The organism is Roseivivax halotolerans (assembly GCF_900115815.1).
GTDB classification, from domain to species: domain Bacteria; phylum Pseudomonadota; class Alphaproteobacteria; order Rhodobacterales; family Rhodobacteraceae; genus Roseivivax; species Roseivivax halotolerans.
This window is the reverse complement of record NZ_FOXV01000008.1, coordinates 1-23522: the sequence shown is the minus strand read 5'-3', so window position 1 is coordinate 23522 and position 23522 is coordinate 1. Positions and strand designations below refer to the sequence as shown.

Here is a 23522-nt window from a genome sequence, read left to right as displayed (position 1 = left end):
CCGCGCACGTTAACGCAGTGAGGCAGAAATGGCCGAGTCCCAAACCCCGAAAAACGTCGCCGATACGGCGACGATCCGTGCCGAAATCGACCTTCGCCGCCTGTCGCTTCTCGGCGTGATGGGCACCGAGGAAAACCCCTCCGCGCTTCTGCGTCTGCCGTCGGGCGAGACCGCCAAGGTCGAGCCGGGCACGCAGGTCGGACGGCAGGTCGTCGCGGCGATCGACGACCGCGGGCTGGCGCTCGCGGACCATACCGGGCGCACGACCTGGATACAGATGCCCGAGACCCGGCGTGGGAGTTGACACCGCCTTCGGGCTGATCCACATGCCCTCGCCATGACCAAACCTGCAGCGCTCATCACTGGTGCCTCCCGCGGCCTCGGATTCGCCCTCGCCGAGGCGCTTTCGGACACATATCACGTGATCGCCGTGGCGCGCACCGTGGGCGGGCTGGAAGACCTCGACGACCGCATCAAGGCCCGCGGCGGCGAGGCGACGCTCGCGCCGATGGACATTACACAGCGCGATGCGATGGCACATCTCTGTCGCTCGATCCATGATCGGTGGGGCGGTGCCGCGCTTTGGATCCATACCGCGGTTCATGCGGGGCCGCTGACGCCGGCGGACCATGTCACCGAAAAGGATTGGTCGAAGTCGGTCGAAACCAACATGACCGCGATGGGGCATCTCATTCCGTTCATCTCGGCGTTGATCGGTCCCGAGGGACGCGCGGTCTTCTTCGATGATCCGCGCGGCGGGCAGAAATTCTTCGGTCTCTATGGTTCGACGAAAGCCGGACAGATGGCGCTTGTGCGCTCTTGGGCGGCGGAGACCGCGACCACCGGTCCCGATATCCGCATCCTGACGCCCGAGCCCTTTCGCAGCGCCACGCGCGGCCGGTTCTTTCCGGGTGAGGACACGGACAGCCTGCCGAGCCCGCAAGACGCGGCCGCAACGCTCCTTCCCGAGATCCTCTAGGTCGCTGAGTCCGCACTCGCGGGCTGGCGCACCTTGCCCCTTTGGGCCCCTTTCCGTATGCACGTCGAGAGCAGGCGAATAGGCGGTTTCATGCGTATCCTCATCACCAATGACGACGGCATCAATGCCCCCGGGCTCAAAGCCATGCGCGAAATCGCCGAAGATATTGCCGGTCCCGGCGGCGAGGTCTGGACTGTGGCGCCCGCGTTCGAGCAATCGGGCGTCGGGCATACGATCTCCTATTCGCGGCCCTTCATGGTCTCCGAGCTAGCAGAGCGCACCTATGCCGCCGAAGGCAGCCCCGCCGATTGCGTGCTGGCCGCCATTCATGACTTGATGCGGGACACGCCCCCCGACCTCGTTCTGTCGGGTGTCAATCGCGGCAACAATTCCGCCGAGAACGTCCTTTATTCCGGCACGATCGGCGCAGCGATGGAAGCGGCGCTGCAAGACCTGCCCGCAATAGCGCTGTCGCAGTTCCTTGGCCCCGAGAACTGGAACGCGCCTGATATGTTCGAAGCCGCGCGGGCGCACGGGGCCGACACGATCCGGCGGCTCCTGCCGCTTATGGACACGCCCGAGGCGGGCTACCGGCTATTCTACAACGTCAACTTCCCGCCCGTGCCAGCCAGCGCGGTCAGGGGCATGAAGCCCGCGATCCAGGGCAAACGGCCCGGCACAGGTTTCTCGGTCGAGCCGCAGCTCTCGCCTGCGGGACGCCGGTTCCTCTGGATCAAGGGCGGCGACCAGCGCGCGCGCACCCTGCCCGAGGCCGATGCCGCGGTGAACCTCGATGGCTATATCTCGGTCACGCCGATGCGCGCGGATTTGACGGCCCATGATGCGCTGAGCGATCTTGGAGACGCGCTTTCATGACGCCCGAGGCGGAACGCAAGATGCAGTTTCTCTTTGCGCTTCGCTCGCGCGGAGTGACTGACAACCGCGTTCTGCAAGCGATGGAAACCGTCGATCGCGCCGCCTTCATTCGCCACTATTTCACCGACCGCGCCTATGAGGACATGCCGCTGCCAATCGCCTGCGGTCAGACCATCTCGCAGCCCTCGGTCGTTGGCCTGATGACACAGGCGCTCAATGTCAGCTCGCGCGACAAGGTTCTCGAGGTCGGGACCGGGTCGGGCTACCAGGCCGCGGTGCTGAGCCAGCTCGCGCGGCGGGTCTATACAGTCGACCGGCATATGCGCCTCGTCCGCGAAGCGCGCGAGGTCTTCGACGGCATGGGGCTCGTGAATATCACCGCCTTTACCGCCGATGGCAGTCACGGTCTGCCCGATCAGGCCCCGTTCGACCGCATAATCGTGACCGCCGCCGCCGAAGACCCGCCGGGGCCACTCTTGGCGCAGCTCAAGATCGGCGGTATCATGGTCCTGCCGGTCGGGCAGTCGGACGCGGTGCAACGCCTCATACGGGTGACGCGCAGCGAGACCGGATTTGATTATGACGAGCTTCGCCCGGTGCGCTTCGTGCCGCTGGTCGAGGGGCTCGGACGGGACAGTTGAGGGCGCAGACGCGCCAGACAGGGAACGGACGCTCCGGGGACAAGGAGCGGCGCAAATTGAGGGACATCGAGATGGCAGATCGCACCCGCCACTTCCAGACGAGTATCCGCACCGGCGGGCTCGTGCTCACGGCGTTCGTGCTGGCGGCCTGCGAGGGGCCGCTCGACATCGACATGCGGCCGGGCGACGCGAATACGACGAACGCCGCCGTAAACGCCACGGCGGATCGGCCCGCCCCCGACAGCCGGGGGGTGATCTCCTACCCGACCTACCAGGTTGCCGTGGCACGTCGCGGCGATACGCTCGCCACGCTGGCCCAGCGCGTCGGTGTCACGCCTGCGTCGCTCGCCCGTTATAATGGTATCGAGGAGAACGACCCGCTCCGCGCAGGCGAAGTCGTCGCGCTGCCGAACCGCGTCTCGGAACCCTCCGGCACCAATGGCGGCACCGACATCGCGTCTCTGGCGAACAACGCCATCAACTCCGCGGCGCCCACACCGATCACGAGCGGCACGCTTGCCCCGGCCCCGGGCGGCGCAGAGCCCGTGCGCCACCAGGTCGAGCGCGGCGAGACCGCCTACACGATAGCGAGGCTCTACAACGTGACGCCCCGCGCGCTGGCCGAATGGAACGGGCTCGATCAGAACTATACCGTGCGCGAAGGCCAGTACCTGCTGATCCCGACCAGCACCGCCGCCTCGCAAGCGCAGACAACCACCAGCGTCGCTGAAGAGCCTGTCGCCGAGCCCGGGCAAGGCTCACCAACGCCAACGCCCCCGTCCGCCGCGCAGCCTTTGCCTCCGGCACCGACGGAGCAGACCGAGGAAGACGAGGAGGAGGAGATCGCGGCAGCTGCTCCGACCCCGGATGTGGGTCAGGTGAGCGAGCCGCAAAGCTCGGGCGGCGCCTTCATGATGCCGGTCAGCGGCTCGGTGATCCGCGAATACGCGCCCGGCACCAATGACGGGATCGACATCGCGGCCCCTGCGGGAACCTCGGTCAAGGCCGCCGCCAGCGGGACGGTCGCCGCGATCACGACGAACACGGATGGCATTCCGATCCTCGTCATCAAACACCCTGACAATATCCTCACCGTCTACACGCATATCGACGGGATCTCGGTGTCCAAGGGCGACGCGGTGAGCCGGGGTCAGAGCATCGCGAAGGTGCGCGCGGGCGATCCGGCACGGATGCATTTCGAAGTGCGCGACGGCTTCGACGCGGTCGACCCGAACCTCTACCTGAACTGAGGCAGGCGTCAGCGATCAGACGACGCGGACGCCCTCGCGGCCTGCAAGATCGGTGAAGAACTGCCAGGCGACGCGGCCCGACCGCGCGCCTCGGGTCGCCTGCCATTCGATCGCTTCGGCGTAGAGCCGGTCTTCCCCGATATCGACGCCATAGGCGCGGCAATAGCCGCGGATCATGTCGAGATATTCATCCTGGCTGCAGGGATGGAAGCCCAGCCAAAGCCCGAACCGATCCGAGAGCGAGACCTTTTCTTCTACCGCTTCAGAGGGGTTTATCGCGGTCGAGCGCTCGTTCTCGATCATGTCGCGCGGCATCAGGTGCCGGCGGTTCGAGGTGGCGTAGAACAAGACGTTCTCGGGCCGGCCTTCGATTCCCCCGTCGAGCACCGCCTTGAGTGATTTGTAGTGTTCGTCGTCATGTCCGAAGGACAGATCATCGCAGAAAAGCAGGAACCGGTGCGGCGCGCCGCGCAGGTGGTTCAGGAGCCGCGAGACCGAAGGCAGATCCTCGCGCTGGAGTTCCACGATCTTGAGATCGAGACCTTCCTCGAGGATCGTCGCATGGACGGCTTTCACGACCGATGACTTGCCCATACCCCGCGCGCCCCAAAGCAGCGCGTTGTTCGCAGGCAGGCCCCGCGCGAACTGGCGGGTATTCTGCAGAAGGGTGTCGCGGGTCCGGTCGATGCCGAGCAGCAGCGAGAGATCGACGCGATTGACTGCCGTCACGGGATGAAGCCGGTCCGGGCTCACATGCCAGACGAAGGCGTCGGCGGCTGAGAAATCCGGTGCGGCGAGCGGCGCCGGGGCCATCCGTTCAAGCGCCCCGGCAATCCGCGCCAACTCCTCAGCGCTCATCGGCGCGTATCCTCGTCATTGGCCGCGTCGAAGTCTTCGTCTTCTTCGTCATCCTCGAACCAGAGCCCCTGCTCTTTCAGCTCGGCGATACGCTTGCGCTCCACTCGGGCGACGAGGAGGATCGACACTTCGTAAAGGCCGTAGACCACCACGAAGAGGATCACCTGCGTGATGACATCGGGCGGGGTGACGAGCGCGGCGAGCACGAGAATGGCGACGACCGCGTATTTGCGGACCTCGCCGAGCCCCTTGGCCGAGACGAGCCCGGCCTTGCCCATGAGCGTCAGGAGAACCGGAAGCTGGAAACAGAGACCGAAGGCCACGATGAATTTGATCGTGAGGTTCAGGTATTCCTGCGCGGACCCCTGGAAGACGACCGAGAGACCCTGGCGAACCTCTTCACCCACGACCGCCTCTCCGCCAGAGCCGAATTGCTGGAAGCCGAGGAAGAAGTCATAGGCGAGCGGCGTGACCACGTAGAAGGCAAACGACGCGCCAAGGAAGAACATGAAGGGCGAGGCCACGAGGAACGGCAGGAACGCGCCTTTCTCGGACTTGTAGAGGCCCGGCGCCACGAAGCGCCACATCTGGTTGGCGATATACGGAAAGGCGAGGATAAACCCGCCCAGGAGCGAGACCTTGATCGCCACGAAGAAACCTTCCTGCGGCGAGATGAAGATCAGGTCGCAATTCTGCCCACGTTCGGACAGCACCTGACAAAGCGGCTCGGTCAGGAAGTTGAAGATCGGCGTCGCCACCGTGAAGCAGATGATCATGCCGATGAGGAAGGCCACGACCGAATGGATCAGCCGGTTCCGCAATTCCGCCAGATGCTCGATCAGCGGGGCGGAGCTGTCCTCGATCTCGTCAGGGGCGCTCACGTCTTGCTCTCCTCATCGCCGCCGAGGCGCTCTTCGAGCTCGTTGGCCTTCTTCATGGCCTCCTCGGCCTCACGCTGCTTGCGTTCGGCGGCCTTGCGTGCCGAGGCAGCCTCGATCTTCTTGCGCGCGGCGTCTTTCTCGGCGTCGCGGACGGGCTTTTTCTCGGGCGTGTTCGGATCGCTGAAAGAGGACAGGTCGCGCGCGGCGTCCTTGACCCCGTCCATCGCCGAACTCATCGGGTTCGCAGCCGATTTGAAGGTTTTCTGCACATCGCGCATGCCCGACTCGTCGGCGGCATCGTTCATGGCGCGGGAAAACTCGCGCGCCATGCCCTTCGCCTTGCCCACGAAGCGGCCGATATTGCGAAAGAGCACCGGCAGGTCTTTCGGGCCGACGACGATAAGCGCGACGATCCCGATGACCAGCAGCTCGGTCCAGCCGAGGTCGAACATCTAAGCTTGCCTCAGACCTTGTCTTTTTCTTCCTCGGGCGTCACGTCGCGCGCGCCCTCGGCGGATTTGTCGTCTTCGAGCTCTTCGGAGCCGTCCTTGACGCCTTTCTTGAAGGCGGTGATGCCTTTGCCGACCTCGCCCATCAGGCTGGAGATCTTGCCGCGTCCGAAAAGGACCAGCACGACGACGGCGATGAGAAGAAGGCCCGGAAGGCCGATATTGTTGAGCATGTCCGTTCTCCCAAAATCCGAAGGCCGCCTTTCCCTGAGCGCACCTCGCGAAATTCACAACGTGAAATAACGGTTCAGCCGAAGCGGTGAAAGCACCAAAGGCCGGATTTCCTGACACTTCGAGGGTGGAAATGTCGAATATTTTGTCACTATCCTGTCAGTTGTCAGCTTCATGGCAAAAAGTGCCGCGTTATCCCGGAGAATCGCGAGAATGAATCGTGCCGACCGCCTCTACGAGTTGATGCTGAGGCTGAAGGACGGACGGGTGCACCGCGCCGAGGATATGGCCCGCGCGCTTGGCGTCTCGCTCCGCACGATTTACCGGGATATGGACACCCTGTCCGCTTCGGGCGTGCCGATCGAAGGCGCGCGCGGACGCGGCTACGCGGCGCGGCCCATGACGACCTTGCCGCCGCTCAACCTCTCAGACGAGGAAATGGAGGCGCTGCATCTGGGTCTTGCCACGGTCGGCGCGGCTGAACTCGACAGCCTGTCGGAAGCGGCCCTGACATTATCGCAAAAGCTCGACGCGGCTTTGCCGGAAGACACGAGCGACGCCGCAAAGCGCTTTGGCTTTGCCACCTACCCTTTCGCGGAAGCCGCGGCAGGGTTCCGGCACATGCCAGCCTTCCGCAAGGCGGTGCGCGCCCGCCAGAAACTGCGCGTGACGCTCAGGGGCGACCCGAAAACCCGCGATGTGAGGCCGCTGCAACTCGATTACTGGGGCCGGATCTGGACAGCTATCGTGTGGGACGAGACCTCAAACGCCTTCGACACGTTTCGCATCGACCGCGTTCTCTCACTGCAGCCGTTGCCGGGATTGTTCGTTGACGAGCCGGGCAAGCGGCTCTCCGATTACCGGGATACGAGCTCTGAACACCGAAGCTGATGCGTGGAACGCCCGGCACATACAAACCAACCAAAAAAGAAAACTTGTCACGACTCGTTAATAAGAGGCACCGAGCGTTCCGGAAAAGATTCACGGAAGTGAGATCTTTAAGTTTCGGGGGCCTCGGCTGGATGCCGCAACGTCACCTACTCGTCCGAGGGAAAGACGAAACACCGATCGCGCCGGATCGACAGCCACATCGGCGTGCCGACCTTCGGCAGGAAAACGTTGGGCACCGTCGCGCGCAGAACCTGCATGTCATGATCCATGCGAAACTCGACGAGGCTTTCGGACCCCATGAAGCGCGCTCTCTCGACGACACCGCGTGCGGGTGTGCCCTGAAGCGAGGTTGGGTTCGGCCCGCGTCCCTGGCGGTCGAAATCGATGGAGACGTGCTGCGGGCGGAAGACGATGTCGACGCGCCCGCCATCGGGCACGCCCGGCGCGAGGAACTGGCCGAAGGGGGTCTCGGTCAGCGCGCCCTGCACCGTGCCGCTCAGCACGTTGATGTCCGAAAAGAAGGCCACCGCCGCTTTGTCCGCGGGCGCGTTGTAGATGTTGTAGGGCGCGCCCCGCTGCACGATCCGCCCGTCGCGCATGAGCGCGATCTCGTCAGCCATGCGCATCGCTTCTTCTGGCTCATGGGTGACAAGAAGAACGCTGGTCCCCTCTTCCTTTAGAAGGCTGAGCGTTTCGTCCCGGATGCCGTCGCGGAGCCGGTTGTCGAGACCCGAGAACGGCTCGTCCATCAGCATCACGCGCGGACGCGGCGCAAGGGCTCGGGCGAGCGCCACGCGCTGCTGTTCACCGCCCGACAATTCGTGCGGGAAAGCATCGATGTAATGCAGAAGACCCACGCGGTCGAGTAGCTGTTCGACCCGCTCGCGGTTCTCGGACTTGTCGCCTTTTAGACCGAAGGCCACGTTCTGCGCCACGGACAGATGCGGGAAAAGTGCGAAATCCTGGAACATCAGACCGATGGAGCGCCGCTCCGGCGGCACGCGGAAGATCGTGTCGCAGACAAGCTTGCCATCGACATAGATCTCGCCCGTGCTTTGCATGTCGACGCCCGCGATCATCCTGAGGGTCGTCGACTTGCCGCAGCCCGATGGGCCGAGAAGACAGGTCACATGGCCGGGCAGGATCGACAGCGACACGTCGTCGACCACCGTCTTTCCCTCGAAAGTACGGGTCAGATTCCTGATCTCGAGCCGGGGCGCGTTCTGGGGCACCGCGCGGGCCTCCTTACCATGAAAGCCGATGGAAAGCGTCGGGTTCCGCAGGCAGCTAGCAGCCGCCCGTGCCGGGTTCAAGACGCGGCATCGTCGCCTTGAGACGCAAGGGCTTTGCCAAGACGCGGCAGACCGGCCTTCTTGAGAAGCGGGCGGATCTGCCAATCCGCGTCCGAGAGGCGGCGTGCCTCGGTGAGAACCGCATCCGCCGCGGCTGCGACACCTTCGGGATCGGCCTTGAAGATGCCGAGGAGAAACCCATCCGGATCCGCGCGGGACAGCCCCTCGTCGGCGAGCGGACCACGCGGAAAATCCTGAGCATTGTGCGTCAGGATGACATCCGCCGAGCCCGCGATCGCCGCCGCCAGCACGTGCACGTCGTTCGGGTCGGGCAGCCAGAGCCGCGCCTCGAGCGAAGACGGCCAGGCCACTTCGGCGCAGGGCCAGTCTTGGCGCAGCTCCGCAATCTCGGCGCGCGCCTGCGCTTCGCCGCCCGGGCCAAGCTTGCGGGCCGCGCGCGCCCATTCCTCGAGGATTCGAGCCGACCATAGCGGCGTGAACGCCCCCGTGCGCGCCACACCCAGCGTGACAGCCCGCAGGACCGTCGGGTAAAGCACACAGGTGTCGATCAGAACCTTCACAGCCGGAAGAACAATGCCTTGAGATATCCGCTCTCGGCCAGTTGCGGCAGGAGCGGATGGTCGGGCCCGGCACCGCCCGTGTGGATGAGCTGCGCCCGGCGGCCGGCCCGGCCGATGCCTCGCAGGCACGCCCCTTGGAACGATGACAGGTCCGCCGCGTGCGAGCAGGAGCAGAGGACGAGGTAGCCGCCCTCCTCGACGAGCGGCGCCGAGAGACGCGCCACGCGCTCATAGGCGCGCAACCCCGCATCAAGCGCCGGCTTGGCGGGCGCGAATGCGGGCGGATCGCAGATCACGAGGTCGAAGCGCCCGGCCTCCTGTCCGAGGGCCTGCAGCGTCTCGAACGCATCCCCTTCGCGGGTGTCGAACCGCTCCGCTGCGCCCATCGCCTCGGCGCCGTTCCGCGCGAGCGCGAGCGCCGGGGCCGAGCCGTCGACGGCGAGCGCCGAGCGTGCCCCGCCCGCCAACGCAGCCAGTGCAAAGCCGCCGACATGGGAAAAGACGTCGAGAACGCGCGCGCCTTGTGCCAGGCGCTGCGCGAAGGCCTGGTTGGGCCGCTGGTCGAAGAAAAGGCCCGTCTTCTGCCCGCCAGTCAGATCCGCCATGTATCGCGCGCCGTTCATCTCGACTGTCATTGGCGCATCCGGGGCCTCACCGCGAAGCGTCACGTCCAGATCATCGAGCCCTTCGAGGTGCCGTCCCCGCCCACCTGCGTTCTTCAGAACGTTGGCGACGCCCGTGACGGCCATCAGCGCATCGGCGATCTCTTCGATCAAGGTATCGGCCCAGAAGGCGTTGGGCTGCACGACAACGGTATCGCCGAAACGGTCGAGGATCAGCCCCGGCAGACCGTCTGCCTCGGCGTGAACGAGACGATAGAACGGCGCGTCATAAAGCCGTTGGCGCAGGGACAGCGCTTTGGCGAGCCGCGCCTCGAGCCAGTCGCGGTCGATCGTGGCGTTGGTGTCGCGATCAAGAACGCGCGCTGCGATCTTGGAGGCAGGGTTCACGCCCACAAGCGCGAGCGGGGTATGCTCGGCATCTTCGAGGATCGCGATACTGCCCGGCGCCAACGCCTTGGCGCGGCGGTCGAGCACGAGCTCGTTGGAAAAGACCCAAGGAAAGCCACGCCGGATGGCACGGGCATTGGCCTTGGGCTTCATGCGGAGGACGGGATACGAAAAAGAGGGCGCTGTCATGGCGCCCTCTTATCCACTCGCTAGAGCCGGGGGAAGATCAGCGCGCGTAATTCAGCGCCTGGATCACGCCGAGCCGCGCATTCTCGTGACCGCCTGGCTGGGTCAACTCTTCAAGGAGGGTCCGGCGCAGGTGTTCGGTCACGCGCACTTTCTGCGTCTGTCCTGCCGCATCGGCCTCGATGGCGCGGTTGCCGCCGAGCGCTCGCATGTCCGCATGCACCGTCTCCACCGGCCGAAGCAGCGCACCCGTCGCGGGGTCGTAGAGCGCAAGGTCGAAGATGATGTTATGAACGCCGCCAGTCGTGTAGCGCGCCTTTTCCGTCAGGCCGTGGAAGCGCCGCACGGTGATCTTGGCATGGGCCGGAACGCCGCCTTGGAGGGTCGGCGCGGCCTGGGCGAGCCCGGCCTCGAAGATCGCTTCGACCTGGCGGTAGCGGTCACCCGGCGCATCGCCGCGCCAGACGATGTCGGCACGCGGGATATACGCGTTGGCTTCGGACACTTTCAGATAGCCCGGAACCTCGACCTCGTAGCCGGTCAGCGCAATCTGCGCGAGGCGCGGGGCCGCTTCGGTAGCACCTGCGGGCGCGGCAATCGCGGCCGGTGCGCTGGTGATGCCGGTATCGTTCCGGGATGCGGTATCGACACTGGCGCAGGCCGACAGACCAAGAAGGGCAACAAGGCCGAGGACATGTTTCGTCGTAATCATTCTGACACTCCATTCACGCAGAGCGCTTTTTCTTGCACTCTCCTCTGATGACCGTCCTTTGAGGCGCGATTGGGGCGTGTCCGGGGTCATTTTCGCGCAAGGGCGGCGTCGCGATATGGGACCGTCCGGCCCGCTCGAGAACGCGCATACCCTTCTTGAGTTACGGGTTTCCGCTTTACCGTTAGCGCTAACCAAGCTAGATGAGAGCCGTAATGCCAGACGGGAGATCGCCTCGATGACCCTCAATTCCACCATCGCCAAAGTCACCGAACGGATCGAGGAGCGCTCCGAAGCGCGCCGGAGCACCTATCTCGACCGGATGCGGCGCGCGGCGGATGAAGGCCCCCGCCGGGCGCACCTGTCCTGTGGCAACCAGGCCCATGCCTACGCCGCGATGGGCGACGACAAGGCCGCCCTCGCTGGTGAGCGCAGCCCGAATATCGGAATTGTCACTGCATATAACGACATGCTCTCGGCGCATCAGCCGTTCGAGCGCTTCCCTGATCTCATCCGCGCCGCGGCGCGCGATGCCGGCGCCACCGCGCAGGTCGCAGGCGGCGTTCCGGCGATGTGCGACGGCGTCACCCAAGGCCAGGTCGGGATGGAGCTGTCGCTTTTCTCGCGTGACGTGATCGCGCTCGCGGCGGGCGTTGCGCTCTCGCACAACACGTTCGACTCCGCGCTCTATCTCGGGGTCTGCGACAAGATCGTGCCGGGCCTCGTGATCGCCGCGGCGACCTTCGGCTACATCCCCGGCATCTTCCTGCCCGCGGGGCCGATGACAAGCGGCCTGCCCAATGACGAGAAGGCCAAGGTCCGCCAGCAATTCGCCGCCGGAGAAGTGGGCCGGGACAAGCTGATGGAAGCCGAGATGGCCTCTTATCACGGGCCGGGCACCTGCACCTTCTACGGCACCGCCAATTCCAACCAGATGTTGATGGAGTTCATGGGCCTGCACCTGCCGGGCGCATCCTTCGTCAACCCGAACACACCGCTCCGCGACGCGCTCACCCGCGCGGGAACGGAACGCGCCGCCGGGATCTCCGCCCTCGGCAACGATTACCGCCCTGTCTGCGACATCCTCGATGCGAAGGCTTTCGTGAACGGGATCGTCGGGCTGATGGCGACGGGCGGATCAACGAACCTCGTCCTGCACTTGCCCGCGATGGCGCGCGCCGCAGGGATCGAGCTCGAGCTTGAGGATTTCGACGAGATCTCCAACGCCGTTCCGCTGATGGCGAAGGTTTATCCGAACGGGCTTGCCGACGTGAACCATTTCCACGCCGCGGGCGGCCTGTCCTACATGATCGGCGAGCTTCTCTCCGCAGGGCTGTTGCATGACGACGTCCGCACCGTCGCGGGCGACGGGCTGTCGCTTTACACCCAGGAGCCCAAGCTCGAAGGCGAACGCGTCGTCTACGCGCCCGGGGCGGGCCAGACGCAGAACGACAAGATCCTGCGTCCCGCTTCCGATCCGTTCCAGCCGACAGGCGGGCTGCAGCAACTCGACGGCAATCTCGGGCGCGGCATGATGAAGACCTCGGCGGTCGAAGCTTCGCGCCATGTCATCGAGGCGAAGGCGCGCGTCTTCCAGGATCAGGAAGCGGTGAAAACGGCCTTCAAGGCCGGCGAGTTCACCGAGGACACCGTCGTTGTCGTGCGTTTCCAGGGCCCGACCGCGAACGGGATGCCCGAGCTGCATTCGCTGACCCCAACCCTCGCCGTTCTTCAGGATCGGGGGCTGAAGGTGGCGCTCGTGACCGATGGACGTATGTCCGGCGCATCCGGCAAGGTGCCGTCCTGTATCCACCTCTCGCCAGAGGCGGCCAAGGGCGGCCCGCTCGCCCGCGTGCGTGACGGCGACATGATCCGCGTCGATGCCGTCAAGGGCGAGATCACTTGCCTTGCCGAGGATTTCGACAGCCGTGAGGCAGCCACGCCAGACCTCACCGACAACGGCCACGGGGTCGGGCGCGAGCTCTTCGAAGCGTTCCGCCAGAATGTCGGCCTTGCCTCGAACGGGGCGGCGGTGGTCGTCTGACCGCCCTGCCCTTCACCGCCAATCCGATCAACTCAAGACGCCCGAGGCCCGACCGATGATTACCGCAACCGAAGCCAGCCAGAAATCCGAAGCGCTCTGCCGGCTCGCCCCGGTCATTCCCGTTCTTGTCATCGACGATGTCGCGCATGCCCGCCCTCTTGCCGAGGCGCTGGTCGCGGGCGGGCTGCCGGTTCTGGAAGTGACGCTCCGCACGCCGGTGGCGCTGGAGGCGATCACCGAGATGGCAGAGGTCGAGGGCGGCGTCGTGGGCGCGGGCACGCTCCTATCGCCACGCGATGTCGAGGCTGCGGTTCAAGCTGGCGCGCGCTTCGGCGTCTCGCCCGGCGCGACCGATGCGATTCTCGATGCCTGCGAGGCGCACGACCTGCCGCTCCTGCCCGGCGCGGCCACGTCGACCGAAGTCATGCGGCTTCTTGAACGCGGCTACACTGTACAGAAGTTCTTCCCGGCCGAGGCCAATGGCGGCGCCAAGGCGCTGAAAGCCATCGGGGCGCCGCTGCCGCAGGTTCGTTTCTGCCCGACGGGCGGGGTATCGCTTGCGAACGCGCCCGACTACCTCGGTTTGTCCAATACGCTTTGTGTCGGCGGCTCTTGGGTCGCCCCGAAAGAGATGATGCAATCCGGCGATTGGGAGGGCATCACGCGCCTTGCAAAGGAAGCGGCCGGACTACCCCGCTGAGCCCTCAATGAGAGGAGCGTCCGCGCCCGCTTGCACCGCCCCGGCGGCGCGGCTGTTGCAGCGTATTCAGCCCCTCGCGAAGAACTTTCGTCATCGGATGCCCCTCGATGCCGTGGAGTTCGAGCATGGTCTCGATCGCGTGCCCGTTGTCGACCTCGACCGGCAGCGTCAATGCCCAGTCGAGAAAGATCGTGCGACAATCCTCGGCCGTGATCCCGTCGATCCGGTAGGCCTCACGAATGAGACCCTTGGGGTCCATCTGGTGTGTCTCTTTCATTCCGTGCCTTTCTCCAGCACTTGGTCGATGACACGGCCCGCCGCCTCGGCCCGTGCCTCCATGTCCGCTTCGAGCCCCGCGATATCGCCTGCCTCCGTTAGGCGCAGCAAAAATGCGTCCGCACCGGCGCCGGCGTCCGCTGGATCGAACGCGCCATCTGAGATCAGGCGCACGCAGACCTGCACTGACCAGAGAAGCGCATAGGCAGATTTCAGCGTCTCCGCATCTCGAGGCTCGAGAAGACCGATTTCGACGCCGCTGTCCAGAGCCTCGGGCAGAGCGCGCGGCGTCGCTGGCGCAAGGAGCGCGCAGGCTTGCGAGAGAAGCTCGATCTCCTGCATCCGGCCGCGTCCGATCTTGGGATCCCAGCCTCCACCCGGCCCCTTGGCCGACGCGATCCGGGCCCGCATGCTCGCAACCTCGCCGAGCACCTCCCGACGCCCCCGTCGCGCCGCAAGGAGAGTGTCGCGAAATTCGTCCACCTCCCGCGCAAGCTCGGCTTGCCCCGCGACCGGGCGCGCCCGCGTAAGCGCGAGATGCTCCCAAAGCCAGGCTTCGTTTTCCTGGTAGTCTTTGAACGCCTGGAGCGCGGTGGCGACCGGCCCCTGATTGCCCGAGGGGCGCAGGCGCATATCCATCTCGTAAAGACGGCCCTCTGCCATCGGCGCGGTGATCGCGGCAACCAGCGCCTGCGTGAGCCGCGCATAATAGGCTCTTGAAGACAGGGACTTTTTCCCGTCAGAAGCCTCGATGCCCGCCGCGTCATATATCACGATAACATCGAGATCCGAGCGCGCATGGAGACGCCGCGCACCAAGCGAACCCATACCGAGGACGACGGCCCCGCGGCCCGGAGGCGTACCGTGACGACGAGAGAAATATTCGCAGACGACCGGCCAGAGCGCGGCGAGCGAAGCTTCCGCCACGTCGGAATATTGCCGCGCGGCCTCGTCGGGTGTCGTCAGCCCGCGCAACAGATGCACGCCCGCCCGGAAGTGCCATTCCTTGCCCCAGCGCCGCGCCGCATCGAGTCGGCTTTCGTAATCGCCTTCCCGCTCGAGCGTCGCCGAGAGCGACGCGGTCAATGCCTCGAGACCCGGCCATTCCTCGAAGAAATCGCCACCGATCACCGCGTCGAAGACGCTGGCATTGCGTGAAAGATACCGTGCAAGATCCGGTGATGTCGCGACAATATCAATCAGAAGATCGATAAGCTGCGGATTCGCCTCGAACAGCGAGAAGAGCTGGACGCCTGCCGGCAACCCTTCGAGAAAGCCGTCGAAGGCGACCAGCGCTTCCTCAGGACGCGCTGCCTTTTGCAGGCGCGCGAGGATCTCTGGCTTCAGCCGCTCGAAGATCTCGACCGCGCGCGATGAACGCAAGGCGGGATAGGCTGGCCAGCGCCCGATAATCTCGGCACCGAAATCCGCATCGGCTTCGGGCGCGGCGCTGCCATTGTCCGGCGTGAAGAAGCCCTCTGTCGTCGCGTGCGTCTCTTCAAGTCGCGCTCGAACATCCCCCTTCAAGTCCTTGATATCGCGACCCATGAGCGCCGCGAGCCGCTCGAACCCTTCCTCGTTGTTCGGCAACAGGTGCGTCTGCGCGTCGTTCATCATCTGCACGCGATGCTCGACTTCCCGATGCGCCCGGTAATGGCGCGACAGGGTCTCGGCCGTATCGCCCGGGATCCAGCCTTTCTTTGCGAGCTGCGTCAGTCCAGTCACCGTGCCACGTTCGCGCAAATCCGTATCGCGGCCGCCCGCTATGATCTGCTGGGTCTGCGTGAAGAACTCGATCTCGCGGATGCCGCCACGACCGAGTTTCATATCGTGCCCTTCGAGCACGATGCGCTGCCCGTGCCCCTTATGCTTGCGGATCTTCAGGCGCATGTCATGGGCGTCGCGGATCGCGGCGAAGTCGAGATGGCGCCGCCAGACGAACGGCGTCAGTGCCGTCAGGAACCGCTCGCCCGCATCGACATCGCCTGCGGCCGCGCGCGCCTTGATATAGGCCGCGCGTTCCCAAGTGCGTCCAAGGCTTTCGTAATAGCGCTCCGCCGCCTCCATCGCCATGCAGACGGGCGTGACTGCCGGATCGGGGCGCAGGCGCAGGTCGGTACGGAAGACATACCCCTCAGCCGTGTGATCCGAGAGCATCTGACAGACCTTGCGCGTTGCGCGCACGAAGCTCGATCGCGCGTCGTGAAAATCGTCGGGATCGAACCGCGTCTCGTCGAACAGGCAGATGAGGTCGATATCGGAGGAATAATTGAGCTCGCCCGCGCCCATCTTGCCCATCGCGAGCGCCACCATGCCGCCGGCCTGCGGTATGTCATCCTCCGTCGCGCCGGGCAGCTTGCCGCGCGAGATCTCGGCACCCACCGCAGCCTCGAGCGCAAGTTGCACCGACAGGTCCGCGAAGTCGGTAAGCATGCCTGTCACCGTCTCGAGGTCCCAGACACCGCCGAGATCGGCCAGGGCCGTCAAAAGCGCGACCCGGCGCTTGGCTCGCCGCAAATCTGCCGCGCGATCCCCTGTGGCCCCCGACTTCAGCGACGCAAAGAGCGCCGCGATCGCGCCTTCGGCATCGTCGACCGCGCCTTCGAGCCAATCGCTCTCTTTTTCGATCAGCGTCTTGAGATACGGTGCAGAGCCGCCTGCGCCCGAGACAACCTCCGCGACGTCAGGCGACGCCCAGGGAACAGCGGCGCGTGCCTCCTCGCCCTGTTCGGCATCGAAAGGTCGGGGTGAGCGGGTGATACGGGAGGCGAAATCCATGTCTGGACTTGGCCATGTCCACCGAGAAACTGCAAGGAAATCAATCTTTCCACCAAAAATGTAAAAACATTTCACATCGACCCTTGAAAGCGACATGGCAGATACCGATCTCATGTGATGTGAAGCACATTTACATAACGAAACCGCGATCTGATCCGCATTCGAAGGAGACCGAAATGACAAGTACCGCACAGATGTCCACGCTTCCCGCGACTGCGGGATGGCTCAGCCGCGCCGAAGCGTGGCTCGACCGGAAAGGCAAGGCCGCCTGGATCGTCGCGATGATCCTCGGCTTCGTGTTCTTCTGGCCCGTGGGCCTCGCCCTTCTTGCCTACATGATCTGGAGCAAACGCATGTTTTCCTGCACGTCCCGCCGCAGTCATTCCACCCGTCACGCCTTCTCAGCGATGAAAGGGTCGGGCAACACCGCCTTCGACGCCTACAAGACCGAGACGCTGCGCCGGCTCGAGGAAGAGCAGGCCGAGTTCGAGAGCTTCCTGCATCGCCTGCGCGAAGCCCGCGACAAGGCCGAGTTCGACGAGTTCATGTCCGAGCGCGAAAGCCGCGCAAAGGACGAGCGCGATGCGGACGCCTCCTGACAAACCCGGATCCGGGGCCCATATGGGTCCCGGAGCCATGACCGTCACAAGGATAACGAGAGACGCACATGCACGCTGTTACTGACCATCTTCCCGATCCCGTCGCGCAGCCGGAATTCTACGACAGCGTGACCTCCAAGCGCTTCCTGGCCTGGGTGATCGACACGATCCTCGTCGGCATTCTGGTCGTGCCCGTGGTGGTCTTCACGCTCGGCATCGCGCTGTTCTTCCTGCCGGTCGTCTGGCTTGCGATCAGCTTCGTCTACCGCTGGATCACGCTCGCGAACGGTTCGGCCACCTGGGGCATGCGCGCCATGGCGATCGAGCTGCGCGACGCCTACGGGCAGCGCCTAGATACCGGGCTCGCCTTCCTCCATACGCTTGGTTACGCGCTGTCCATCTCGACCGCGATCGTGCAGGTCGGCTCCATCGTTCTGATGCTCACGACCGAGCGCCGCCAGGGTCTTTCGGACCTCGTTCTCGGCACCGTCATGCTGAACCGGCGGGCCTGAAAGATAGGTGCGCGTCACATCTTGGCGCGCCCAAGTTTCATTGCTACCGTTCGGGTTCATCTGACGAGTATCCCGGACCGACGCCCACCATGCGCCACACCCTTCCGCTTGCCCCCCAGTTCTACGTGACAGCCCCGCAGCCGTGCCCCTATCTCGAGGGACGGATAGAGCGGAAGCTGTTCACAGCGCTTCAGGGACCGCAGGCCGAAAAACTGAACGACTCGCTGTCGAAACAGGGGTTCCGGCGTTCGCAGAACGTGCTCTACCGTCCGTCCTGCTCCGACTGCGCGGCCTGTTTGTCGGCGCGGATCGACGTCGCGCGCTTCGCCCCGTCCAAGAGCCAGAAGCGCACCGCGAAGCGAAACGCGCACCTCGTGCGCCGCGCGACGAGCCCCTGGGCCACCGAGGAGCAATACGGTCTCTTCCGGCGCTATCTCGACCATCGTCACGCCGATGGCGGAATGGCCGATATGGACATCTTCGAGTTCGCCGCGATGATCGAGGAGACACCGATCCGCAGCCGAGTGATCGAATATGTCGACCGCGAGAGCGATCACCTGACCGCCGTCTGCCTGACGGACGTGCTCGATGACGGGCTGTCGATGGTCTATTCCTTCTACGAACCCGACCTGCCGCGGCAATCCTTGGGCGGTTACATGATCCTCGATCACATCGAGATCGCGCGGGATGCGGGGCTGCCCTACGTCTATCTCGGCTATTGGGTGCCCGGCAGCGCCAAGATGGGCTACAAGCGCAACTTCACCGGTCTAGAGGTCTTCCGTGGTGGCGAGTGGACCCGGCTTCACGGCGACGAGGATTTCTCGGACGATCTGAATCCCGGCGGGACCAACCCCATCGCAGAGCAAGTCGCGAATATCTCGCTCCCCGATACCGTGCGCTGATTACGTTCGCCAAGCGTCTCGCCTCCACCAATGCAAAACGCCGCGAGGATTTCCTCGCGGCGTTTTTCTTTGTTTCGACGGCCTGCCTCAGTTCGGAATGAGATCCGGAACGATGGTCACGATCCCCGGGAAGAGCCACAGAAGCCCGAGCCCCAGAACCTGGATTCCGACGAAGGGCAACACGCCGCGATAGATGTGGCCTGTTGTCACTTCCTTCGGAGCAACCCCGCGCAGGTAGAACAACGCGAAGCCGAAAGGCGGCGTCAGGAACGAGGTCTGCAGGTTCACCGCGATCATGATCGTCACCCATTTGGGATCGAGCGTTCCGCCATAGATCACCGGACCCACGATGGGAACGACGATGTAGATGATCTCGAGGAAGTCGAGCACGAAGCCCAGGATGAAGAGGATCAGCATCACCAGCAGGAAGACCGCAAGCTCGTTCTCGAACGAGCGCAGGAATTGCTGGATGTAATGCTCGCCCCCGAAGGAGATCAGCACGAGGTTCAGAAGCTGTGAGCCGATCAGGATGGTGAAGACCATCGAGGTCACCTTCGCCGTCTCTCGCACGACCGGCCCCAGGATCGTCATCCGGAACAGCACCCAGCAGCTGTAGAGCAGCCCGAAAAACGCGAAATGGTAGGCGATTTGCGCGATGATATAGGCGACCCAATCCGCGGTGGGCACGTTCTCACGCGTGATCCTGAGATCGAAATTCACGCCGAACAAGATCATGATGACGATCGCGAAGGACGCCCAGATGACGATCTTGGCGAGCGGATTGCCCTCTTCCTTCAGCTTGCGATAGGCCGCGAGCATGATCGCCCCGGCCGCGCCGAGCGCCGCAGCCGGCGTCGGGTTGGTGATCCCTCCCAGAATCGAGCCCAGCACGGCCACGATCAGAACGAGCGGCGGGAAGACCACGCGCAGAAGATCATTCTGCGAGAGCCGCTTCATCGCGTAGGTGGTTCCGAAGAGTGTCAGCGCCATCGGGATCGTCATGATGAGGAACGTGGCCGCGGGCCCCGTGCCGGGGAAGACGAAGAGGATGTCGAGCAGAAAGGCGAGCACAACGCCCGCGGCACCGACGATCAGCGGAACCGGTGATGCGCTCGGTGCGACGCCGCGCGCGACGATGAGCGTGAGAGCGAGAATCGTGAACATGACCGCGATGCCGGTGCCGATCGGCGGTGCGTTGGTGCGTGCAGCCTCGAGCGCCGCGGCACGTTCCTCTTCGGTGAGCTCTACGACTTCGTTGGTCGCGCTCCCCCCTTCGGCCGCCCGCGTCTCCACCGCCCGGTCCCAGGCGGCCTGGCCGTGCAGTTCGATCATCGCCTCCTGACATTGCGGCGAGACGTTCGTCCGGAGCGCCGCGCTGCTGCCTCCGGTGTCCGCATAATCCGACACCGTGATCGACTGGCTGCCGATGATGCCGGTGGAGAAGCCGATGACGACAGCGACCATCAGACCGACCGGAGCAAGAAGATACCAGGTCAGCGCTTCATTCGGCGTCACGTATTCTCCGCCGCTCGCATCGGTCGAGATCACCGGCGGCGCCGAGTTCGGACGGAACAGCGCAAAGCAGAAGGCATATCCCGCGTAGAGGAAAGCGAGGAAAAGGCCGGGCAGCAGCGCCGCCTGGAAAAGCGTGCCGACCGACAGAACGGCCGGCTCACCGAGATATGTCAGAGCGTCCGTACATCCGGCGAGTTGCGCCCGCGTTTCCTGTCCCGTCGCGTAGAGGTCTCCGACAAGCGTGCCGAGAAGAACGATGACGATCGACGGCGGGATGATCTGACCGAGCGTGCCGCTTGCCGCGATGACACCCGTTGCCAGTTCGGGCGAGTAATTGTTCCGCAGCATGGTCGGGAGGGCCAGAAGACCCATGGTCACGACCGTCGCCCCGACGATACCGGTGGAGGCCGCCAGGAAGGCACCGACGATGACGATGGACACGGCAAGGCCGCCCGGCAACGGGCCGAAGACCTTCGCCATCGTGGTCAGCAGATCCTCGGCGATACGCGAACGCTCAAGCGTAATGCCCATCATGACGAACATGAGGACCGCAAGCAGCGTCTCGATCGACTGACCCGCGATGACGCGCTCGTTCATGCGGTTGACGATGAAGGAGATGTTGCGCTCAAGCGCCTGCTCCCAGCCGCCCGGGAAGAGCGGCTCTTCTATTCGGGGCAATTCCGGGAAAGTGAAGGTCGATATCGCGTCCCGCGCCACGCCCTCGGCCAGAAGCGCGGAATATTCCGCCGATCCGACATCGATCGCCTGGTGGATCAGAAGACCCGCCCCGTCGAGCGCTGCGATGATGGCAAAGGAAATAACGCCCGCGCCGCCGATGGCGAAGGCCACCGGGAAGCCGGTCATGATTCCCGCGAAGAGCGTCAGGAATACGATGATCAGGCCGATCTCGACCCCATCCAACCCGAAAAGCATGTCTGTCCGTCCCTCAGCTGCGCCCTGCAGCGGGCGTCTTTGTTCCCTTTAAGCGGCCGCTCAGGAATATCCCGAATGCGCCGCGTGTTCGATGTCCTGCGCCGCGCTGCCGGTGACGTCCCGATCGAGATACTTGTCCTCGCTCTCGGGCCCTTCCACGAATTCGCAATACGCCCGCCAGAACACCGCGACCGCCTGCATCAGCACCATCACGCAGAACACCACGATCAGCACCTTGAAGAGGAAATACGCGTTGAACCCATTCGGGCTGAAGCCGATCGTCTCCACGTTCCATCGGAAGATCCGCGATTGCATGAGCATCCGGTCAAGATCGCTCGTTGAGGTCACTGCGGGCGTCATCAGGTGCCGCCACATGAAGAACCAGGCGTAGAGATAGGTCAGGCCGATCGCCGGCATCATGAAGAAGATCGCGCCGAACATATCGATGACGCGCTTGGTTCGGAACTTGACCTTCGAATAGAAAAGATCGACGCGCACATGCCCGCCTTGAACAAAGGTCCAGGACACGCAAAGCGTCACGACCAGCGCATTGTAGAATTTCAGGCCCTCGGCCCACCAGCTCAAGTCCATCGCGAGCGTCGTGCCGAGCGGGCCGAGCTGGATCTCCGCCACGCGGAAGATACGCTGCAGGAAAACAATCATCACCTGGACGAGAACCATCAGAAGGCCGGCCCAGGCTGCAGTGCGGCCGACAGCGTTCGCGATCCCTTCGAGGATACGCACGCCGGCCCACAGGATGCTGCGCCGCCAGAACATGCCCATCAGAGTGACGACCACGAAGGCCGTGAACACGACGAAGAACAGCTCGACCGACGCCCCGTAATAGATGAAGCGCATCACCGCCTCGGGGTTCGACCAGTTCAGCCAGGCGGCTGGATTGGCGATCGCCAGAAGCAGGTTATATGGCGCGAGCACTATGTTCGTCACAAACCAAAGAACGAACTCGATCAAGTGGCTTCCCTCCGGGCAGACATCACGGCCGGGTTGCCGGGCCACGCGCGCCGCCTCGTCTTTCGTATCGCGAAGATAATCCGCCCGGCAGGGACCGGGCGGATCTGTCGTGGAGTGTCGATCAGCCCGCGTTCACGCGGTTGCGCTGGCGGATATACTCGCCATCGCCGATCTCCCACCAGGCGGAAGTCGATTCCATCGCCTCGAAGTAGCTGTTGGAAATTTCCGCGAAGAGGTCGTCGCTCATGCTCTCTTGCCGGACTTCCGCCGCAGCCGTGCCGAAGGCCTGCCAGACATCGTCGGGGAATTCACGCACCTGGACGCCTTCGGACTGAAGACGCTTGAGCGCCGCGCCGTTCTCTGCCCAGGACATCCCCAGGTTGTTGGCGTGGGTCGCTTCGCAGGCGATCTCGACGATGCGCTGCTGCGCCGGCGTGAGGCTTTCCCAGACGTCGAGGTTCATCGACAGGGACAGCGCCGAGCCCGGCTCGTGGAAGCCGGCGGTGTAGTAGAGGCTGGTGACTTCCTGGAAGCCAAGACGCTCGTCCGCGAACGGCCCGATCCATTCCGCGCCGTCGATCTGGCCCGAGGAAAGGGCCTGGTAGATCTCGCCGCCGGGAATGTTCTGCACCGATGCGCCGAGCCGGCCAAGCACCTGGCCGCCCTGGCCCGGCATCCGGAAGCGCAGACCCTGCAGGTCATCTGCCGACGAGATCTCGGAATTGAACCAGCCGCCCGGCTGCATCCCGGTATTCCCCGCAAGGAACGGACGCAGATTGAAGAGGCTCGCGAGGTTTTGGTGCAGCTCCGCACCGCCCTGGTGATAGTACCAGGCCAGCATCTCGACGCCCGTCATGCCAAAAGGCACGGCGGTGAAATAGGCAAAGCCCGGGTGCTGGTTCAGGAAGTAATACTCGGCCGAGTGGTAAAGGTCAGCCTGGCCGGAAGATACGGCGTCGAACACTTCGAACGCACCAACGAGCGAGCCGGCGGGCTGCTTGTTGATGGTGATCTGACCGTCGGTCATCTCGGTGATGGCATTTGCCGCGTAATTGGCCGCGTCATCGAAGATCGCGAAGCCGTCGGGGACCGAGGTCACCATCGTCAGCGTGCGATTGCCCTGTGCATAGAGCGGCGCCGCGAGCGTTGAAGCCGCAGCGGCAGAGCCGCCGATAGCGGACTTTCTCAGAAAAGAACGACGATCCATAGATTTCCTCCCGTTTTATAGCTTGGGAGGATGCAATCACGGGGTTCCCTGTCCCCGTAAATCACGAATCGCCCTGCCCAAGCGGATCGTTAAGTGTTGAAAAGGTAGCCAGAATAACGTCGTCACGAAACAACTATTGATTTCTAACGGACGGATGTCAACGGCGGAGTAATAACCGGCCACGTGGCGGCGCAAAACCAGGCCAGTGTCGGGGTGCTGAGCGCCATGGCGCGCGCGCTCCCCAAATAGC

At 64.3% G+C, this 23522-nt stretch carries 25 protein-coding genes; 11 read left to right on the top strand and 14 right to left on the bottom strand.

The annotated features are described in order from the left end of the window. Positions 1-28: 28 nt before the first annotated feature. The 5 genes from BM171_RS11920 (at position 29) to BM171_RS11900 (ending at position 3746) form a co-directional block, all read left to right on the top strand. The gene (locus BM171_RS11920; protein ID WP_093012448.1) at positions 29-304 is read left to right on the top strand and encodes a hypothetical protein; all 276 of its coding nucleotides are present in this window, start codon (positions 29-31) and stop codon (positions 302-304) included. A gap of 33 nt (positions 305-337) precedes the next feature. Next, complete coding sequence (locus BM171_RS11915; protein WP_093012445.1) at positions 338-979, top strand: SDR family NAD(P)-dependent oxidoreductase; 642 nt, start codon at positions 338-340, stop codon at positions 977-979. A gap of 90 nt (positions 980-1069) precedes the next feature. Beyond that, positions 1070-1855, top strand: a complete 786-nt coding sequence (gene surE / locus BM171_RS11910; protein ID WP_093012442.1) for a 5'/3'-nucleotidase SurE — start codon at positions 1070-1072, stop codon at positions 1853-1855. Further along, the gene (locus tag BM171_RS11905; protein ID WP_093012440.1) at positions 1852-2496 is read left to right on the top strand and encodes a protein-L-isoaspartate(D-aspartate) O-methyltransferase; all 645 of its coding nucleotides are present in this window, start codon (positions 1852-1854) and stop codon (positions 2494-2496) included. Before surE ends, BM171_RS11905 begins: the two co-directional genes overlap by 4 nt. Before the next feature lie 71 nt (positions 2497-2567). Beyond that, complete coding sequence (locus tag BM171_RS11900; protein WP_093012437.1) at positions 2568-3746, top strand: LysM peptidoglycan-binding domain-containing M23 family metallopeptidase; 1179 nt, start codon at positions 2568-2570, stop codon at positions 3744-3746. A 15-nt stretch (positions 3747-3761) separates the two neighbouring features. Here BM171_RS11900 and BM171_RS11895 read toward each other — a convergent pair whose 3' ends face one another. From BM171_RS11895 to BM171_RS11880, 4 genes are read right to left on the bottom strand one after another with little or no spacing between them, the layout of a single operon-like run. After that, positions 3762-4604 (bottom strand): ATP-binding protein, encoded by an 843-nt coding sequence (locus tag BM171_RS11895; RefSeq protein ID WP_093012434.1) that lies wholly within the window; start codon positions 4602-4604, stop codon positions 3762-3764. Then, entirely contained in the window at positions 4601-5485 is an 885-nt protein-coding gene (gene tatC, locus BM171_RS11890; protein WP_093012431.1) for a twin-arginine translocase subunit TatC, read from the bottom strand. The genes BM171_RS11895 and tatC overlap by 4 nt, the downstream gene beginning before the upstream one ends. Beyond that, positions 5482-5937: a Sec-independent protein translocase protein TatB gene (gene tatB / locus BM171_RS11885; protein ID WP_093012428.1), complete on the bottom strand. Its 456-nt coding sequence runs from the start codon at positions 5935-5937 to the stop codon at positions 5482-5484. The genes tatC and tatB overlap by 4 nt, the downstream gene beginning before the upstream one ends. Positions 5938-5948: 11 nt before the next feature. Continuing rightward, positions 5949-6167 (bottom strand): twin-arginine translocase TatA/TatE family subunit, encoded by a 219-nt coding sequence (locus tag BM171_RS11880; RefSeq protein ID WP_093012425.1) that lies wholly within the window; start codon positions 6165-6167, stop codon positions 5949-5951. Positions 6168-6378: 211 nt separating this feature from the next. On the opposite strand from BM171_RS11880, the gene BM171_RS11875 reads away from it, so the two are divergent. Next, positions 6379-7056, top strand: coding sequence for a helix-turn-helix transcriptional regulator (locus BM171_RS11875; RefSeq protein ID WP_093012422.1), 678 nt, complete (start codon positions 6379-6381; stop codon positions 7054-7056). A gap of 146 nt (positions 7057-7202) precedes the next feature. Here the strand turns inward: BM171_RS11875 and BM171_RS11870 are convergent, their stop codons facing one another. The 4 genes from BM171_RS11870 to BM171_RS11855 all read right to left on the bottom strand — a co-directional run bounded on the left by BM171_RS11870 (position 7203) and on the right by BM171_RS11855 (position 10837). Next, a complete protein-coding gene (locus tag BM171_RS11870) occupies positions 7203-8288 on the bottom strand; it encodes an ABC transporter ATP-binding protein (RefSeq protein WP_245760249.1) in 1086 nt (361 codons plus the stop codon). Between the two features lie 77 nt (positions 8289-8365). Further along, positions 8366-8929, bottom strand: a complete 564-nt coding sequence (locus BM171_RS11865; RefSeq protein WP_093012419.1) for an RSP_2648 family PIN domain-containing protein — start codon at positions 8927-8929, stop codon at positions 8366-8368. Further along, complete coding sequence (locus BM171_RS11860; RefSeq protein WP_093012416.1) at positions 8926-10128, bottom strand: RSP_2647 family RNA methyltransferase; 1203 nt, start codon at positions 10126-10128, stop codon at positions 8926-8928. The genes BM171_RS11865 and BM171_RS11860 overlap by 4 nt, the downstream gene beginning before the upstream one ends. A 37-nt stretch (positions 10129-10165) precedes the next feature. After that, positions 10166-10837, bottom strand: a complete 672-nt coding sequence (locus tag BM171_RS11855) for a DUF6778 family protein (RefSeq protein WP_245760248.1) — start codon at positions 10835-10837, stop codon at positions 10166-10168. Positions 10838-11072: 235 nt separating this feature from the next. On the opposite strand from BM171_RS11855, the gene edd reads away from it, so the two are divergent. Together edd and BM171_RS11845 are read left to right on the top strand one after the other, a co-directional pair. Beyond that, positions 11073-12878: a phosphogluconate dehydratase gene (gene edd / locus BM171_RS11850; RefSeq protein WP_093012413.1), complete on the top strand. Its 1806-nt coding sequence runs from the start codon at positions 11073-11075 to the stop codon at positions 12876-12878. Between the two features lie 55 nt (positions 12879-12933). Then, complete coding sequence (locus BM171_RS11845) at positions 12934-13578, top strand: bifunctional 4-hydroxy-2-oxoglutarate aldolase/2-dehydro-3-deoxy-phosphogluconate aldolase (protein WP_175497543.1); 645 nt, start codon at positions 12934-12936, stop codon at positions 13576-13578. A gap of 4 nt (positions 13579-13582) precedes the next feature. On the opposite strand, the gene BM171_RS11840 is transcribed toward BM171_RS11845, so the two are convergent. Together BM171_RS11840 and BM171_RS11835 are read right to left on the bottom strand one after the other, a co-directional pair. Next, positions 13583-13855: a hypothetical protein gene (locus BM171_RS11840; RefSeq protein ID WP_093012410.1), complete on the bottom strand. Its 273-nt coding sequence runs from the start codon at positions 13853-13855 to the stop codon at positions 13583-13585. Beyond that, entirely contained in the window at positions 13852-16632 is a 2781-nt protein-coding gene (locus BM171_RS11835) for a [protein-PII] uridylyltransferase family protein (protein WP_093012407.1), read from the bottom strand. Before BM171_RS11835 ends, BM171_RS11840 begins: the two co-directional genes overlap by 4 nt. Before the next feature lie 176 nt (positions 16633-16808). Here BM171_RS11835 and BM171_RS11830 point away from each other — a divergent pair, with 176 nt between their 5' ends. From BM171_RS11830 to BM171_RS11820, 3 genes are all read left to right on the top strand, one after another. Continuing rightward, positions 16809-17231: a DUF2852 domain-containing protein gene (locus tag BM171_RS11830; RefSeq protein WP_093012404.1), complete on the top strand. Its 423-nt coding sequence runs from the start codon at positions 16809-16811 to the stop codon at positions 17229-17231. A 68-nt stretch (positions 17232-17299) separates the two neighbouring features. Continuing rightward, positions 17300-17743, top strand: a complete 444-nt coding sequence (locus BM171_RS11825; RefSeq protein ID WP_093012401.1) for an RDD family protein — start codon at positions 17300-17302, stop codon at positions 17741-17743. 89 nt (positions 17744-17832) lie between these two features. Next, the gene (locus BM171_RS11820; protein ID WP_093012398.1) at positions 17833-18645 is read left to right on the top strand and encodes an arginyltransferase; all 813 of its coding nucleotides are present in this window, start codon (positions 17833-17835) and stop codon (positions 18643-18645) included. A gap of 87 nt (positions 18646-18732) precedes the next feature. Here BM171_RS11820 and BM171_RS11815 read toward each other — a convergent pair whose 3' ends face one another. From BM171_RS11815 to BM171_RS19110, 4 genes are all read right to left on the bottom strand, one after another. Then, complete coding sequence (locus BM171_RS11815) at positions 18733-21093, bottom strand: TRAP transporter large permease (protein WP_093012395.1); 2361 nt, start codon at positions 21091-21093, stop codon at positions 18733-18735. Between the two features lie 60 nt (positions 21094-21153). After that, on the bottom strand, positions 21154-22065 hold the full coding sequence (locus BM171_RS11810) for a TRAP transporter small permease subunit (protein ID WP_175497542.1): 912 nt from the start codon (positions 22063-22065) through the stop codon (positions 21154-21156). 121 nt (positions 22066-22186) lie between these two features. Continuing rightward, on the bottom strand, positions 22187-23272 hold the full coding sequence (locus BM171_RS11805) for a TRAP transporter substrate-binding protein (RefSeq protein WP_093012389.1): 1086 nt from the start codon (positions 23270-23272) through the stop codon (positions 22187-22189). 36 nt (positions 23273-23308) lie between these two features. Then, the coding region (locus BM171_RS19110; RefSeq protein ID WP_217646704.1) for a hypothetical protein at positions 23309-23522 on the bottom strand (214 nt) is incomplete at its 5' end.

Excerpts from the sequence above, each read along its gene's own strand:
- BM171_RS11880 (WP_093012425.1), bottom strand. The coding sequence starts at position 6,167 with ATGCTCAACAATATCGGCCTTCCGGGCCTTCTTCTCATCGCCGTCGTC.
- BM171_RS11825 (WP_093012401.1), top strand. The coding sequence starts at position 17,300 with ATGCACGCTGTTACTGACCATCTTCCCGATCCCGTCGCGCAGCCGGAA.
- tatB (WP_093012428.1), bottom strand. The coding sequence starts at position 5,937 with ATGTTCGACCTCGGCTGGACCGAGCTGCTGGTCATCGGGATCGTCGCG.
- BM171_RS11830 (WP_093012404.1), top strand. The coding sequence starts at position 16,809 with ATGACAAGTACCGCACAGATGTCCACGCTTCCCGCGACTGCGGGATGG.
- BM171_RS11815 (WP_093012395.1), bottom strand. The coding sequence starts at position 21,093 with ATGCTTTTCGGGTTGGATGGGGTCGAGATCGGCCTGATCATCGTATTC.
- BM171_RS11835 (WP_093012407.1), bottom strand. The coding sequence starts at position 16,632 with ATGGATTTCGCCTCCCGTATCACCCGCTCACCCCGACCTTTCGATGCC.
- BM171_RS11900 (WP_093012437.1), top strand. The coding sequence starts at position 2,568 with ATGGCAGATCGCACCCGCCACTTCCAGACGAGTATCCGCACCGGCGGG.
- BM171_RS11805 (WP_093012389.1), bottom strand. The coding sequence starts at position 23,272 with ATGGATCGTCGTTCTTTTCTGAGAAAGTCCGCTATCGGCGGCTCTGCC.
- BM171_RS11820 (WP_093012398.1), top strand. The coding sequence starts at position 17,833 with ATGCGCCACACCCTTCCGCTTGCCCCCCAGTTCTACGTGACAGCCCCG.
- BM171_RS11895 (WP_093012434.1), bottom strand. The coding sequence starts at position 4,604 with ATGAGCGCTGAGGAGTTGGCGCGGATTGCCGGGGCGCTTGAACGGATG.
- BM171_RS11845 (WP_175497543.1), top strand. The coding sequence starts at position 12,934 with ATGATTACCGCAACCGAAGCCAGCCAGAAATCCGAAGCGCTCTGCCGG.
- surE (WP_093012442.1), top strand. The coding sequence starts at position 1,070 with ATGCGTATCCTCATCACCAATGACGACGGCATCAATGCCCCCGGGCTC.
- BM171_RS11920 (WP_093012448.1), top strand. The coding sequence starts at position 29 with ATGGCCGAGTCCCAAACCCCGAAAAACGTCGCCGATACGGCGACGATC.
- BM171_RS11905 (WP_093012440.1), top strand. The coding sequence starts at position 1,852 with ATGACGCCCGAGGCGGAACGCAAGATGCAGTTTCTCTTTGCGCTTCGC.
- edd (WP_093012413.1), top strand. The coding sequence starts at position 11,073 with ATGACCCTCAATTCCACCATCGCCAAAGTCACCGAACGGATCGAGGAG.
- BM171_RS11855 (WP_245760248.1), bottom strand. The coding sequence starts at position 10,837 with ATGATTACGACGAAACATGTCCTCGGCCTTGTTGCCCTTCTTGGTCTG.
- BM171_RS11860 (WP_093012416.1), bottom strand. The coding sequence starts at position 10,128 with ATGACAGCGCCCTCTTTTTCGTATCCCGTCCTCCGCATGAAGCCCAAG.
- BM171_RS11915 (WP_093012445.1), top strand. The coding sequence starts at position 338 with ATGACCAAACCTGCAGCGCTCATCACTGGTGCCTCCCGCGGCCTCGGA.
- BM171_RS11875 (WP_093012422.1), top strand. The coding sequence starts at position 6,379 with ATGAATCGTGCCGACCGCCTCTACGAGTTGATGCTGAGGCTGAAGGAC.
- BM171_RS11840 (WP_093012410.1), bottom strand. The coding sequence starts at position 13,855 with ATGAAAGAGACACACCAGATGGACCCCAAGGGTCTCATTCGTGAGGCC.